At 63.5% G+C, this 13,254-nt stretch carries 12 protein-coding genes, 1 tRNA gene and 1 pseudogene; 10 read left to right on the top strand and 4 right to left on the bottom strand.

Annotated features, from left to right (window positions below; genetic code table 11):
- The first annotated feature begins 58 nt into the window (after positions 1-58).
- Positions 59-3,109, top strand: coding sequence for an FAD-linked oxidase C-terminal domain-containing protein (locus ACI8UR_RS01160; RefSeq protein WP_411714002.1), 3,051 nt, complete (start codon positions 59-61; stop codon positions 3,107-3,109).
- Positions 3,110-3,192: 83 nt separating this feature from the next.
- On the opposite strand, the gene ACI8UR_RS01155 is transcribed toward ACI8UR_RS01160, so the two are convergent.
- On the bottom strand, positions 3,193-3,615 hold the full coding sequence (locus tag ACI8UR_RS01155) for an HIT family protein (protein ID WP_411714001.1): 423 nt from the start codon (positions 3,613-3,615) through the stop codon (positions 3,193-3,195).
- 208 nt (positions 3,616-3,823) lie between these two features.
- Between ACI8UR_RS01155 and ACI8UR_RS01150 the strand changes: the two genes are divergently transcribed.
- Positions 3,824-5,059 (top strand): helix-turn-helix transcriptional regulator, encoded by a 1,236-nt coding sequence (locus ACI8UR_RS01150; RefSeq protein WP_411714000.1) that lies wholly within the window; start codon positions 3,824-3,826, stop codon positions 5,057-5,059.
- A gap of 92 nt (positions 5,060-5,151) precedes the next feature.
- A complete protein-coding gene (locus tag ACI8UR_RS01145; RefSeq protein ID WP_411713999.1) occupies positions 5,152-7,986 on the top strand; it encodes a PAS domain S-box protein in 2,835 nt (944 codons plus the stop codon).
- A 2-nt stretch (positions 7,987-7,988) separates the two neighbouring features.
- Here ACI8UR_RS01145 and ACI8UR_RS01140 read toward each other — a convergent pair whose 3' ends face one another.
- The gene (locus tag ACI8UR_RS01140; RefSeq protein ID WP_411713998.1) at positions 7,989-8,342 is read right to left on the bottom strand and encodes a thioredoxin family protein; all 354 of its coding nucleotides are present in this window, start codon (positions 8,340-8,342) and stop codon (positions 7,989-7,991) included.
- A gap of 84 nt (positions 8,343-8,426) precedes the next feature.
- On the opposite strand from ACI8UR_RS01140, the gene ACI8UR_RS01135 reads away from it, so the two are divergent.
- The 5 genes from ACI8UR_RS01135 to ACI8UR_RS01115 all read left to right on the top strand — a co-directional run bounded on the left by ACI8UR_RS01135 (position 8,427) and on the right by ACI8UR_RS01115 (position 11,004).
- Positions 8,427-8,672, top strand: coding sequence for a hypothetical protein (locus tag ACI8UR_RS01135; RefSeq protein ID WP_411713997.1), 246 nt, complete (start codon positions 8,427-8,429; stop codon positions 8,670-8,672).
- A 246-nt stretch (positions 8,673-8,918) separates the two neighbouring features.
- Positions 8,919-9,653 carry an archaeal proteasome endopeptidase complex subunit alpha gene (psmA, locus tag ACI8UR_RS01130; RefSeq protein ID WP_411713996.1) on the top strand — a complete coding sequence of 245 codons (735 nt, stop codon included), beginning with the start codon at positions 8,919-8,921 and terminating at the stop codon, positions 9,651-9,653.
- The gene (gene psmB / locus ACI8UR_RS01125) at positions 9,646-10,338 is read left to right on the top strand and encodes an archaeal proteasome endopeptidase complex subunit beta (protein ID WP_411713995.1); all 693 of its coding nucleotides are present in this window, start codon (positions 9,646-9,648) and stop codon (positions 10,336-10,338) included. Before psmA ends, psmB begins: the two co-directional genes overlap by 8 nt.
- Before the next feature lie 32 nt (positions 10,339-10,370).
- Positions 10,371-10,610: a hypothetical protein gene (locus tag ACI8UR_RS01120; RefSeq protein WP_411713994.1), complete on the top strand. Its 240-nt coding sequence runs from the start codon at positions 10,371-10,373 to the stop codon at positions 10,608-10,610.
- A 112-nt stretch (positions 10,611-10,722) separates the two neighbouring features.
- Positions 10,723-11,004 (top strand): hypothetical protein, encoded by a 282-nt coding sequence (locus ACI8UR_RS01115; protein WP_415087470.1) that lies wholly within the window; start codon positions 10,723-10,725, stop codon positions 11,002-11,004.
- A gap of 3 nt (positions 11,005-11,007) precedes the next feature.
- Here the strand turns inward: ACI8UR_RS01115 and ACI8UR_RS01110 are convergent, their stop codons facing one another.
- Positions 11,008-11,643 carry an IS6 family transposase gene (locus ACI8UR_RS01110; protein WP_411713992.1) on the bottom strand — a complete coding sequence of 212 codons (636 nt, stop codon included), beginning with the start codon at positions 11,641-11,643 and terminating at the stop codon, positions 11,008-11,010.
- Between the two features lie 117 nt (positions 11,644-11,760).
- Entirely contained in the window at positions 11,761-12,372 is a 612-nt protein-coding gene (locus tag ACI8UR_RS01105; protein WP_411713991.1) for a hypothetical protein, read from the bottom strand.
- A 180-nt stretch (positions 12,373-12,552) separates the two neighbouring features.
- Between ACI8UR_RS01105 and ACI8UR_RS01100 the strand changes: the two are divergent.
- Both ACI8UR_RS01100 and ACI8UR_RS01095 read left to right on the top strand, forming a co-directional pair.
- A pseudogene (locus ACI8UR_RS01100) lies at positions 12,553-12,663 on the top strand (phenylacetic acid degradation protein PaaI); the annotation flags it as partial.
- A gap of 92 nt (positions 12,664-12,755) precedes the next feature.
- Positions 12,756-12,830, top strand: a tRNA-Glu gene (locus ACI8UR_RS01095).
- Positions 12,831-13,254: the final 424 nt, after the last annotated feature.

The following is a 13,254-nucleotide window of genomic DNA, read 5'->3' as shown; positions in this document are numbered from 1 at the left end:
TCGGCGTCACTGTCCGGGACGACCGGGCTTTTAGATGTGCCCGCCCGTACGGCGGTGTATGGCTACGGAGGGTGGAGACGACGTGATGGGTGGTCGCCCAGACCCCGCTACCGACCACCGCGCGGCGTACGATTACACGGGTGGCGATGTCGACCGCCCCGGACTGGTGTCCGATCTGGAGCGTCTCGTCGACGGCGAGGTTCGTTTCGACGAGTACACCCGAACGCTGTATGCGACCGATGCCTCCGCCTACGAGGTGACGCCTATCGGCGTCGTCTTCCCGACCGACACCGACGACGTGGCGGCCGTAATGGAGTACTGCGATGACCGGGCGATTCCGGTGCTCCCGCGCGGCGGCGGCACGTCACTGGCCGGCCAGACGGTCAACGAAGCTGTCGTCCTCGATTTCACGAAGCATATGGACGCTCTGCTGTCGTTCGATACCGACTCCCTGCTGGCAACCGCCAAACCCGGCGTCCGCCTCGGCGACCTCAATGCCGAACTCGCCGACGATGGACTGAAGTTCGCGCCCGACCCTGCCTGGGGCGACAAGAGCGCCCTCGGCGGCGCCATCGGCAACAACTCCACGGGCAGCCACTCGCTCGTCTACGGGAAGACCGACGCCTACATCGAGGAGCTGGAGATCGTCCTCGCGAACGGCGAGGTGCATCGGTTCGGCGAGGTGACTCTCGAGGAGTGGCGCGACCGCGCGGACGGCGAGACGTTCCTCGCTCGCATCTACGCGATGCTGCTCCGGGTTGCGACCGAGGAAGCCGACGCCGTCCGCGGGGCGTATCCCGAACTGAAGCGGAACGTCTCCGGGTACAACCTCGACCGGCTCGTCGAGGAGTACGCGGCGGTACAGGACGGCGACAGCGAGACGGTCAACCTCGCCCGGGTCTTCGCCGGCAGCGAGGGCACGCTCGGCATCGTCACCGAGGCGACCGTCTCCCTGGAGCCGATACCGGAGACGAAAGCGATGGCGCTGCTGGCCTACGACGACCTCATCACGGCGCTCGAAGATGTCGAGCCAATCTTGTCCTTCGACCCGGCGGCCGTCGAGGTGCTGGACGACGTGCTGCTCGACCTCGCAAGCGACACCTCCGAGTTCGGAACGCTCGTCGAGGAGACGCTTCCGGAGGGCACCGGGAGCGTGTTGCTCGTAGAGTTCTACGCCGGCTCCGACGAGGCGGGCCGCAGGCAGGTCGCGAATCTACTGGCCGACCGTCAGCCCGATACGGAGCCGGCGGTCGAGCCGGCCGACGACCGCCGTTCGACCGACGCGTCCGTCCGGGCGTTCTACGCCGACGAGGCCCACGCGAAGGCCGACCGCGACCGCTTCTGGAAACTCCGAAAGTCCGGGCTTCCCATCCTGCTCGGCCGCACGACCGACGAGAAACACATCTCCTTCATCGAGGATACCGCAGTCCCGCCCGAACACCTCCCGGAGTACGTCGCCGACTTCCAAGAGGTGCTGGACGAGAACGACACCTTCGCGAGCTTCTACGCCCACGCGGGGCCGGGCTGTCTGCACATTCGACCACTCATCGACACGAAGACGACGGAGGGTATCGAGCAGATGCGCGGCATCGCCGACGGCGCGACCGACCTCGTTCTGGAATACGAGGGCAGCGTCTCGGGCGAGCACGGCGACGGCCGCGCCCGTAGCCAGTGGAACGAGAAGCTCTACGGCGAGGCCGTGTTCCAGCTGTTCGAGGAACTCAAGACCACGTTCGACCCCGGGTGGCTGCTGAATCCCGGCCAGGTCTGCGGCGACGTGGAGATGACCGAGAACCTTCGGTTTGACCCCGACTACGAGTTCGACCTCGGGTTCGAGCCCGTCCTGCAGTGGGACAACGACAACGGATTCCAGGGGATGGCGGAGTTGTGCCACGGCTGCGGCGGCTGTCGCGGGCCCCAGGAGACGACGGGCGGTGTGATGTGCCCGACGTACCGGGCCGCAGAGGAGGAAATCCAGAGCACGCGCGGGCGGGCGAACTCGCTGCGGGCTGCGATGGCCGGCGACCTCGACGCCGAGGCGACCGACCCCGAGTTCATGCGCGAGGTGCTCGACCTCTGTATCGGCTGTAAGGGCTGTTCGAACGACTGTCCGAGCGAGGTCGACCTCGCGAAAATGAAAGCCGAAGTCGAATACGAACACCACTACCGCCACGGAGCGTCGATTCGGGAGCGACTGTTCGCGAACATCGATCTGGCATCGAAGTGGGGCAGCCGGCTCGCGCCGGTCGCGAACCGCCTGCCGTCGATACCCGGCGCGCGCTATCTCATGGAGAAGACGCTCGGCATCGCCCGCGAGCGCGACCTGCCGACCTTCGAGCGTGAATCGTTCGCCGAATGGTTCGACGAGCGCGGCCCCGCGGTGCCCAAATCCGAGGCCGAACGGCGCGCGCTCCTGTTGCCGGACACGTTCACGAACTACACCGACCCGGAGGTGGCGAAAGCCGCCGTCCGCGTGCTGGAGGCTGCTGATGTCCACGTGGACGTGCCCGACATCGGCCCGAGCGGGCGGGCGGCCTTCTCGAAGGGGTTTCTCGAAACCTCGGCCGAGCGGGCCCGCGACGTCGTCGACGCGCTTTCCCCTCGCGTCGAGGAGGGGTGGGACGTCGTCGTCTGTGAGCCCTCGGATGCCGTGATGATCCAGTCGGACTACGGCGACCTGCTTTCGGGCACTGCGGCCGAGGTGGTCGCCGACTACACCTACGGCGTCTGTGAGTATCTCGACACGCATCGGCTCGATGAGCGTCTCCCCGTCGACGAATCGACGGTCGACGACCGGCTCGTCTATCACGGCCACTGCCACCAGAAGGCGACGAAGCGCGACCACCACGCCGTCGGCGTCCTTCGGCGCGCCGGCTACGAGGTCGAACCGTTGGATTCGACCTGCTGTGGGATGGCCGGGTCGTTCGGCTACGAGGCCGAACATTACTCGATGAGCCAGGCCATCGGCGAGCAACTGTTCGAGCAGGTCGATGCGGCGGCCGCCCAGCCGGTCGCGCCCGGCGCTTCCTGCCGCACCCAACTCGGCGACCGCGAGGGCGAGACGAAGCCCGACCACCCGATTCAGCGGCTCGAAGCGGCGCTCGAGTGATATGGACTGCTGTACCTGTTTCCCGCGACGACCATCCGAATGCGGGCGGTTGGTGCGGAAACGACGTACAGCAGTCCGTATGATTACACTGCTTCGCGCAGTCGCTCTGCGAGTGCGACGCCGGCTGTCTCGTCCAGTTCCGTCCGACGCAGCGCCAGAGAGATATCGTCGTCTTCCGACCGCGGGAGGAGGTGGACGTGTGCGTGCTCGATGCGCCCCACGAGCGGGCCGGAGGTGTGGAACACGCTGAATCCCTCCGGTTCGATAACGCTGCCGAGCGCATCCGCGACGACGTCGAGCGCCTCGAAGACGGCGGTTGCAGCCGTCGGTTCGGCCGTGACGATGTCGCGGACGTGCGCTTTCGGGGCGACGAGCGTGTGTCCCTCGACGGCCGGGTTCGTGTCGAGGAAGGCGATGACCTCGTCCGTCTCGTGAACACGGTGGGCGTGTTGCGTGCCACTCCCGATTCGACAGAACGGACATTCCGGGGACGCTGCATCGCTCATACCCGAACTCGTGCCGCTGTGAACTTATACTGCCGGCTGTAATTCCGCACCGGTCGTTTTGAGATATTCGGATTACGGGGGACTGGAACGCGGAATTTCGGAAGGTATCGTTTCAGATAGTTACAGCCGGCAGTATTAGTGGACTCGCCGGCACGCCCCCATCGAGACATAGGTGTTTTATAACTCGGCGGTTGTGGGTTCCGTATCGATGGTACGGTCGCGCGCCGGGTGGGTTGTGCCGGTCATCGCGAGCCTTCTCGTCTGCTCGCTCGTAGCGCCCGCTGTCCTCGGGAGCGTCGCTGCCGAACAGCCGAACACTGCCGTCGGCCCGACGGCCGAGCGCCTCGACGTCGTGGAGACGCAGGAGTTCGAGGCCGACCGCACCGAGTTCCAGATTACGGTGTACGAGAACGGCTCCGCGACGTGGCTGTTCCGCTATGAGCGGACGCTCTCTTCTGACCAGGAGCGGCAGGACTTCGAGGCATTCGCCGAGGAGTTCAACACGAACGAGACGGAAATGTACACGAAATTCCAGGAGCGGGCGGTGTCACTGACGGAGTCTGGGACGAACGCCACCGGGCGTGCGATGAGCGCGGAGAACTTCCAGCGGAATGCCCGCACCGAGGGGTTCGATGATAGCCTCGGCGTCGTCGAGATGTCGTTCCGCTGGGATGGGTTCGCGGCGGTCGACAACCGCATCGTCGTCGGCGATATCTTCGAGGGGGGCCTCTATCTTGGCCCCGACCAGCGACTCGTCATCAAGGCGGGGACAGACTTGGCGTTCGCTAACGTCCAGCCCGAGGACGGACAGCTCTCCGGGGAGACGTTGGCCGGGAGTGATTCGGTGACGTGGGATGGTGAACGCTCCTTCACGGACAACCGCCCGCGCGTCGAGCTCGCGGAGGCTGGAACTGTCACTACGCCGACAGAGACAAGCGGTGAACCGAGCTCCGGCGCCCCTAGCTGGCTGCTTCCGGTCGGTGCGTTCGTCGTCGTGCTACTGCTCGGGCTCGGCGCGGCCGTCGCGTACCGCTCGGGGATGCTCCCACCGAGCGGCGGTGCGGCCGCGGAAACCGGTGCCGAACCGCCAAGTGGCGGCGAGGGTGACACGGCAGGCGGTGCCGAAGCAGCCGGCGCGGCGGCCGCGGCCGGCACGGCTGCCGACTCCGAGGCGGCTGACGCAGAGCCCGAGCCAGCCGTCTCGGACGAGGAGCTCATATCCGATGAGGAGCGCGTCATCCAGTTGCTCGAAGACCACGGCGGCCGGATGAAACAGGTCAACATCGTCGACGAGACCGGCTGGTCGAAATCCAAGGTATCGATGCTGCTCTCGGAGATGGAAGAGGCGGGCGACATCTCGAAGCTTCGGGTCGGCCGGGAGAACATCGTCTCGCTTTCCGGACATGAACCGGACGCGGCTGGATCGCCGTTCGACGACGAGTAGGGGCCCCGAAACCGAGCGTTTCGTTCACGGCTGTTCAGGAAGAATGTGCTGGTGGCCGGTGGATTTATAGGCGAGAATACACGTTCCCGTGTATGGGAAGTGCAGAGGGGGAAGAAAGCGCTGACCCGGCTGTGAGTGACGATGATGACGTTGTCACGCGGGATTCGTCCCTCGTCGATGACCTCGCAGACGGGCTCGTTCGCCTCGGCGCGAACGGCGAAATCCGGGCGGTGAACGAGACGCTCGCAGAGCTGGCCGGCCGCCCTCGCAAGGAACTGCTCGGGGAGCGCGTCTCTGCGGTTTTCGCAGAGCCCACACCCGAACAGCTCTATACGGTCGGACACTCGCTGTACGAGGCCGACGACGCGACGACGGTCGAGTGCTCGCTACGCACCGGCGACGGCGACACCGTGCCGTGTGACGTTCGCCTGCAAGCCTGTGCGGACGGCGACGAGTTCGACGGCCTCTCGGGCGTCGTCCGGCCGCTCGACAGCGACACCAACCCCGCCGAACCGGAGCAGCCGGCTGACATCGACCAGGTGTTAGATCGTATCACTGACGCAGTGTTCGCGCTGGATGAGGAGTGGCAGTTCACGTATCTCAACGATCAGGCGGGAGAGTTGCTCGAATCACCCGAGGGCGAGCTGATTGGTTCCGTCGTCTGGGATGAGTTCTCAGAGGCAGTCGACACCACGTTCCAACAGCAGTACGAGCGTGCGATGCGAACGCAGGAGGTAGTCACGTTCGAGGAGTATTTCCCGCCGCTCGATACGTGGTTCACGGTTCGGGCGTATCCCTCGAAAACGGGACTGTCGGTGTATTTCCGTGACATCACCGATCGCAAGGAGATGGAGGCCGAACTCCGGGAGCGCGAACAGCGGTTCGTAATGCTCTCGGAGAACCTCAACGAGGTCGTCTGGATGACATCCCCGGACGGCGAGGAGATGCTCTATATCAACTCCGCCTACGAGAAGGTCTGGGGGCGTGAACGCGACGAACTGTACGACGACGCCGAGGCGTTCCTCGACGGCGTCCATCCCGACGACCGCGAGCGCGTCCGGGAATCGTACCAGGCGCTCCCCGAAGAGGAGTTCGAGGAGATCTACCGAATCGTTCGCCCGGACGGCACAGAGCGGTGGATGGAGGCCCGCGGCTCGCCGGTCAGGGACACCGACGGTGAGGTCATCCGCGTCGTCGGTATCGGCGAAGACATCACGGAACGCCGCGAAGCCGAACTCGAACTCGAAGCCCGGGAAGAGCACCTCCGAGAGACGACGGAGATCATCGCCGACAAGACCCGGACGTTCGACGAGCAGGTCGAGGAACTGCTGGAAATCGGCCGTGAGACACTTGACGCCGAGTACGCGACCGTCTCCAGGATCCGGGGCGACCAGTACGTGTTCGATACCGTCGTCGGGCCGGAGGGTGGCGACATCGACTCCGGCGACGTCGTCCCGCTTTCCTCGACGAACTGCGAGCGAACCATCTCCTCCGAAGAGACGGTGATTCTGGAGAACATCGAGGACGAAGCGCCGGAGTTGGCGCGTCGCGAAGGCAACCAAACGACCGACATCAACTGCTATCTCGGTACGCCCATCTTCGTCGACGGCGAGGTCATCGGCACGTTCTGTTTCTATGGGTCGTCCGTCAGCGGCTTCACGGAATGGGACGAGACGTTCGTCGACCTGGTCGGCGACTGGCTCGGCAGCAGACTCGAAAGCCGCCGCAACACAGAGCGCCTCGCCGCGCTGAACGAACTCAACGGCGTCGTTCGTGGCATCTCCGAAGCCGTCATCGAGCAGTCCACGCGCGAGCAGATCGAGGAGACGGTGTGTGAGCGACTGGCCGAATCGGAGTCGTACACGTTCGCGTGGCTGGGCGAACCGAACACGGCCACCCAGGAGATCGAACTGCGAGCGGAGGCCGGTGTCGAGGGCTACCTCGACGGTGTCACTATCTCCGTCGCCCCCGACGACGAGGAGAGCCAGGGCCCGACCGGCCGAGCGATTCGCACCGAGGAGGTACAGACTGCCCAGAACGTCACAACCGACCCGCAGTACGAACCCTGGCAGGAGCAGCCCGAGCGCTACGACTTCCAGTCATCGGCCGCCGTCCCCATCGTCCACGAGGGGACGATATACGGCGCCCTCAACGTCTACACCGAACGGCTCGACGCGTTCGAAGGCGAGGAGCGTGACGTCCTCGAACATCTCGGTGAGCTCGTCGGCCACGCTATCGCCGCCGTCGAGCGCAAGCGCGCGCTGATGGGTGACAACCTCACCGAACTCGAGTTCGGCGCGCCGAACTTCCTGTCCGGGTACGGCCACGACTCCATGGAGGGTACTATCTCTCTCGAACAGTCCATCCCGGTCGGCGACGAGACGTTCCTCGTGTACGGCACCGCCGACGAGGAGTCCGTCGACTCGCTCAAAAGCATCGCCAAGGCGTTGCCTGACTGGGACGAACTCACCGCCATCGACGAAGACCTCGACGGGACGAGGTTCGAGATTCGGCTTTCGGAACCGCCGCTGCTATCGGCCGTCGCGTCGCTCGGCGGGTCGGTCGAGCGAGCTGTCTTCGAGGACGGCGACTTCCGGATGACCGTCCACGTCCCGGGCGGTGTCGACGTACGAACCGTCATCGACGCCGTCCAGGACATGATGCCGGAAGCGAACGCGCTCGCGCGCCGGCAGGTCACAAAATCCGACGCGCCCTCCGAGCGCGTCGACCGGACGCTGTCGACCGAACTCACCGACCGCCAGCGAACCGCACTGGAGGCGGCCTACTACGCCGGCTTCTTCGAGTGGCCGCGCGACAGCTCCGGCGAGGATGTCGCCGAGTCGCTGGATATCGCTTCCCCGACGTTCCACCAGCACGCTCGGGCCGCGGAGAACAAGATCTTCGGCGCGCTCTTCGACGAGACGTAGGGTCAGTTAACAGCTTTTGCGGCCTCTGACGCGTGTGCTTCGAGGAAGGCGATGACCGATTCGGCGCCCTGGAACCCCTCAGCTTTTCTCGCGACCGGGTGGCCGTCCCGGAAGAGAATCAGCGTGGGCACCGACTGGATGTCGAACCGCTCGACGAGGTCGAGGTCGTTGCCGGGGTTGACCATGCCGACCGCCACGTCGGTCGCGGCGGCGACGGTGCCCAGTACGGGCTCCATAGCGTCGCATTTCGAGCAGCCCTTCGTGTAGAACTCCACGAGCGCCACGTCGTTCTCGGCGACGAACGAATCGAGATCATCACCGTCGTCCAGACGGGTCGGGGTCGCTGTGAGACTCATAGGAGAACTTCGCGTTCGCCGAACAAACCGGTGTCGCCCGCGTGTAGCCTGAACGCTTTTCGGCCCGCCGGACGAGGCGTTCGTATGAGTGATGTGAAGAGTGACCTCCGAGACGCGTTCGAAGCGCACGGCCACGACGTTGCGTCCGTAAGCGAGAACCGTGACCGGATTCGCGTCGAACTCATCGAAGCGGGAGCGAACGCGGCCGAACTCCGGACGATACCCTTCGACACTGTCGAGGAGGACGCTGTCGTCGGGGTCGACGTATCGACCGAGACGAGCGACGGCCAGGACGTTCGGATGGTCGTTTCCTTCCGGCTGCGAGCCTGACCGCTCTGAACTCGGTGGCGGGTGTCTCCGCGCGCAACGGGGCGGTGACAGCCCTCGTCGACACATCCGGTAGAAGAGGAGCGCATCGAGCGACTGGCGGCCCTCGCCGCCGATTGAGTGTGGCCGCCACAGCCGAAAGGCAGATACGTGCTCGTCGGGGTCGAGGCAACGTTCACCTCTTATAAGCAAGGTATATATGTGGGGTTCCATAACCCGAGGTGAAGGCCACTGCGGCCCTCTATCACAATGCAAGGACAATCACAGCAGCAGGCGTACGACCGGGGGATCACCATCTTCTCTCCCGACGGACGTCTCTATCAGGTCGAATACGCACGCGAGGCCGTGTCGCGCGGCACCGCGAGCGTGGGCGTCCGCACGCCCGACGGCGTCGTTCTTGGCGCCGTCCGGCGCGTCCGGTCGGAACTCATGGAGCGGTCGTCGGTCGAGAAGCTCCACAAGGCCGACGACCATATCGGTATCGCCAGCGCCGGCCACGTGGCCGACGCGCGCCAGCTCATCGACTTCGCCCGCCGACGCGCTCAGACCGAGCGCCTCCGCTACGATGAGCCAATCCCCATCGAGACGCTGACGAAATCCGTCACCGACCACATCCAGCAGTTCACCCAGACGGGCGGCGCCCGTCCGTTCGGTGTCGCACTGCTCGTCGGCGGCGTCATCGACGGCCAGCCGCGTCTCTTCGAGACCGACCCGTCCGGGACGCCGTACGAGTGGCAGGCCACCGCCGTCGGCGGTGACCGCGAGGCCATCCAGGAGGTTCTCGAGGAGGGCTACCGCGACGACCTCGACCTCGAAGCCGGCGTCGACCTCGCGCTTCGCGGCCTCTCGTCCACGAACGAAGACCTCGAAGCCCAAGGCGTCGAAATCGCGACCATCGACACCGAGTCGGAGTCCTTCGAGACGCTCGACACCGCGACCATCGAATCCCATCTCGCCGAAATCGGCGGTGAAAGCGATGAATAACGCCCCCGTCGGCGGCGAGGAGCTCTCGCCGTACGAGCCGGAGCTCGGCTCCTTCGAGGACATCGAGGGCGACGAGGATGCCGTCAATAAGACGGGGACGACGACCGTCGGTATCGCGACCGATGAGGGCGTCGTCATCGCGACGGACATGCGCGCCTCCCTCGGCGGCCGCTTCGTCTCGAACAAGGACGTCCAGAAGGTCGAGCAGATTCACCCGACGGCCGCCCTGACGCTGGTCGGCAGCGTCGGCGGTGCCCAGTCGTTCATCCGCTCGATTCGCGCCGAAGCGTCACTGTACGAAACGCGCCGTGACAAGCCGATGAAGATCTCGGCGCTGGCCACCCTTGCGGGCAACCTGGCCCGCGGCGGGCCGTTCATGGCCATCCGCCCGATTCTCGGCGGCGTCGATGAAGAGGGCAGCCACGTCTACTCGCTCGATCCGGCTGGCGGTGTCATGAAGGATGATTACACCGTCACTGGCAGCGGGATGCAGCTCGCCTACGGTGTTCTGGAAGGCAACTACGAGGACGACCTCTCGATGGAGGAAGCCTCCTCGCTGGCCGCCCGTGCCGTCGAGGCCGCCGTCGAACGTGACACCGGCTCCGGAAACGGTGTCTACCTCGCCACCGTCACCGAGGACGGTATCGACATCAAGGGCCACAAAGACTTCGACGACGTCCGATAACCGCGGCGTTTCGTTTTCGCACCCCGGTCGCTGTGTCACGGTGCGCAGACGACGACCGCGAACTGCGAATCGACCCCGAGTCGTTCGCTGGCGGCTACTTCAAACACGCCGTCTACAACCACTGGGATCACTACGAGGACATCCCGCAGTCGAAACTCGACACTGACCGAGAACGATTCATCGAGGACGACCCGACCGAAGCCGAATTTGACGAGCTTCGGACGCTCGTCGCCATCGACGGTGCCGAGCAGGCCGGCGCTGCGGACGACTGACGGCAACCCCGTTTTCGCTGTTCTTTGTGCTTCATTCGTCCGATTAGCGCTTGCTCTCCTAAGATGTTAGGAACTAGAAAGAAACACGGGTCGAGTCGATATGTACCGAGTGATGGATGGGGCCGGCACCCGTGGGCAGATTCTCGTTATCGGAGCCGTAGCTATCGCCCTCGTGTTGGTCGGCCTCGGTGTGGTGCTCAACTCTGTGTTGTACGCTGACACGCAGGCGGCACAGGAGCGGGCAACGAGCGGTGGCGACACGCTCCGATTCCAGCAGTCGCTGGACAACGCCATCGGGGGAAGCATCTTCTATGCCAACTACGACGACCACGAGAGCTACGCGACCCTCCTCGAACGCGTCGAGAACGGGACACAGGGGTGGGTGGATCGGTAGTGTTCAGATAAGCTGATTCCATGCGAAGGCGAAGGATCTGAGCCAGTCATCGGCAGTTTCTGCTGTGGCGTTGCTGAAGCAGTTTGAAAATGAAGGGGTTCGTCGTTTTACCTCACGAAAGACACGTTCGACGCTGTTCCGATTCCCGTGTTTTTCGCATCGGAATCGGAGTCCGTGTCGGTTACAGGCGTCTTTCAACGGCGTCGCGCCGTCGACGAGAAACATGGCGTCATCGACGTCGTGTTTCTCGCGAAGCTCGCGGAAGAACGAGTGAGCGAGAACGTTGGTTCTCGTCGGCTCAAGCTTTGTATGGAGTAATTCGTTTGTTTCAGGATCGACCGCAGCGTACAGCCAGTACTGCTCGTCGTTGAGTTGGATCACCGTCTCATCAACCGCAACGTGATCCGGGTTCCGACCGTCGTCGGGCTGTAGATCGGCCTTGTGAACCCAGTTATGAATAGTGGATTGAGCTCGTTCGACGCCGAACATTTCAAGAATAAAAACAGTATTCGAAAGCGATAGTCCAGCGAAATGAAGCTGAATACTGAGCGTCATCAACAGCTGCGGTGTCGCTTCTCGTTCCACAAACTCTAACTCGATCTGGCCGAGATTACCGTTGAGGCGGTCGATTTCGGGCATAGACAACTCAGAAATCACACCGCCTCACTCTTCATCCTTATCTGAACACTACCGCGCTGGTGGCGTGTTGCCGACCGGAAAAGAACCGCTGAGATACGTGTGACGAGGTGTCCGCGATTAGGCGGAGAGGTTCGTCTGCTCGGTGACGCCCTCGACTTGCTCGGTCAGGTTCTCGAACTGATCCTGGAGCGTGTCAGCCTGCTCTTCGAGCTGCTCTTGGAACTCGTCGCCGCGCTCTTCGAGTTCGTCCTGGAGGCTCTGAATCTGCCCTTCGAGCTCCTCGAGGGCCTCGACGGACTGGTCTTCGAGGTCTTCGTGGGCTTCGAGGAGGGAGCTGACCTGTTCGTCGAGCGTCTCGAGGAAGTCCTCGAGCAGCTCGTCGACGGAGTCGGTGCTCTCCTGGAGGTTCTCTTCCATCGTGTCGATGGCGTCGGTCTGGCTGTCCTCGAGGGTGTCGAGCTGTTCGTCGATGGTCTCGCGGATGTCAGCGACGACGGTCTGTTCGCCGGGGACGGCCGACTCGATAGCGTCGAAGTACATGTCGACGCCCGAGCGGACGACATCGTTGCTCTGCTCTTGGACATCACGCGTCGCGTCGAGGCTGTCGGCGACGGAGTCGTTGAGGGTGCGCTGGAACTCGACGCCGCTCTCGATTGCGCCCTGCGTCTGGCTGATTGCGTTACGCTGGAACTCGAACATCATGCTTACCGGGGAGTCGTTCTGGCTCATTGTACTCATACAAACACCCCCACCCACATAAAATTACCGCTCAATACCACTCAATACCATTGAGATACAAGTGGTGTCTGGAAGCGGTGGCTAGGCCCTACCCAGCTCCCCGGCCAAACGATTACAACGCTGCCGGGTATCGAGGAACGTACCGATGAGCCGTGACCTCCCTGACCCGTAGCATCGACTACACACCGAAGCGGCAGCACCGCCGAATACGAGGTCGTTGTCACCGACGAATCGGACGACAGAGTCGCGACGTTCCGCGGGCGCGTGTACAAACCAGACTGAACAATACGGTGGCAAACCGGCCCACAGCGACGGTGAAGCGCAACGGTTATACGTTTCTCTCGGATACGTTTCCATGCGTTCAGACGAACCACGCTCCGTTGGTGTAGTCCGGCCAATCATCTTGCCCTCTCACGGCAAGGACCAGGGTTCGAATCCCTGACGGAGCACTCTTCTGAGGAACGTAGTGGCGAAGAAGGAAGCACACGGAAGGGATTCGAATTAGAGAAGTCGCAGCCGCGAGCGGATGTCTTTGCGTGGTTCGAACCCCTGGCGAAGCATGTTGATTCTACTCCCGTATAGCGGCTTCCGCTCGGCTCAAACCGCGTAGATTCGGACACATTACGACAACTCGATTGCTGCAGGGCACCGTGTGAACGGTACAGTAACGCTACTTACTGATTGAGAACCGTCGTGCTTGCCACCCCCATACCAGCTCAACTGCGAGCCAGACCCCAAGCCACATCAAGAGGAGTATAAACACCAATACAGTCGACCATAATAGCTGTAGTCGTCCAACGACAGCTACTAACTCTGAATAGAACAGCAGGGAAATTACAATCGTTGCAGTCACTCCAATTATACAGCAAGCGC

The organism is Natronomonas sp. (assembly GCF_047616845.1).
Lineage (GTDB): Archaea > Halobacteriota > Halobacteria > Halobacteriales > Haloarculaceae > Natronomonas.
This window is presented reverse-complemented; position numbering and strand designations above follow the sequence as displayed.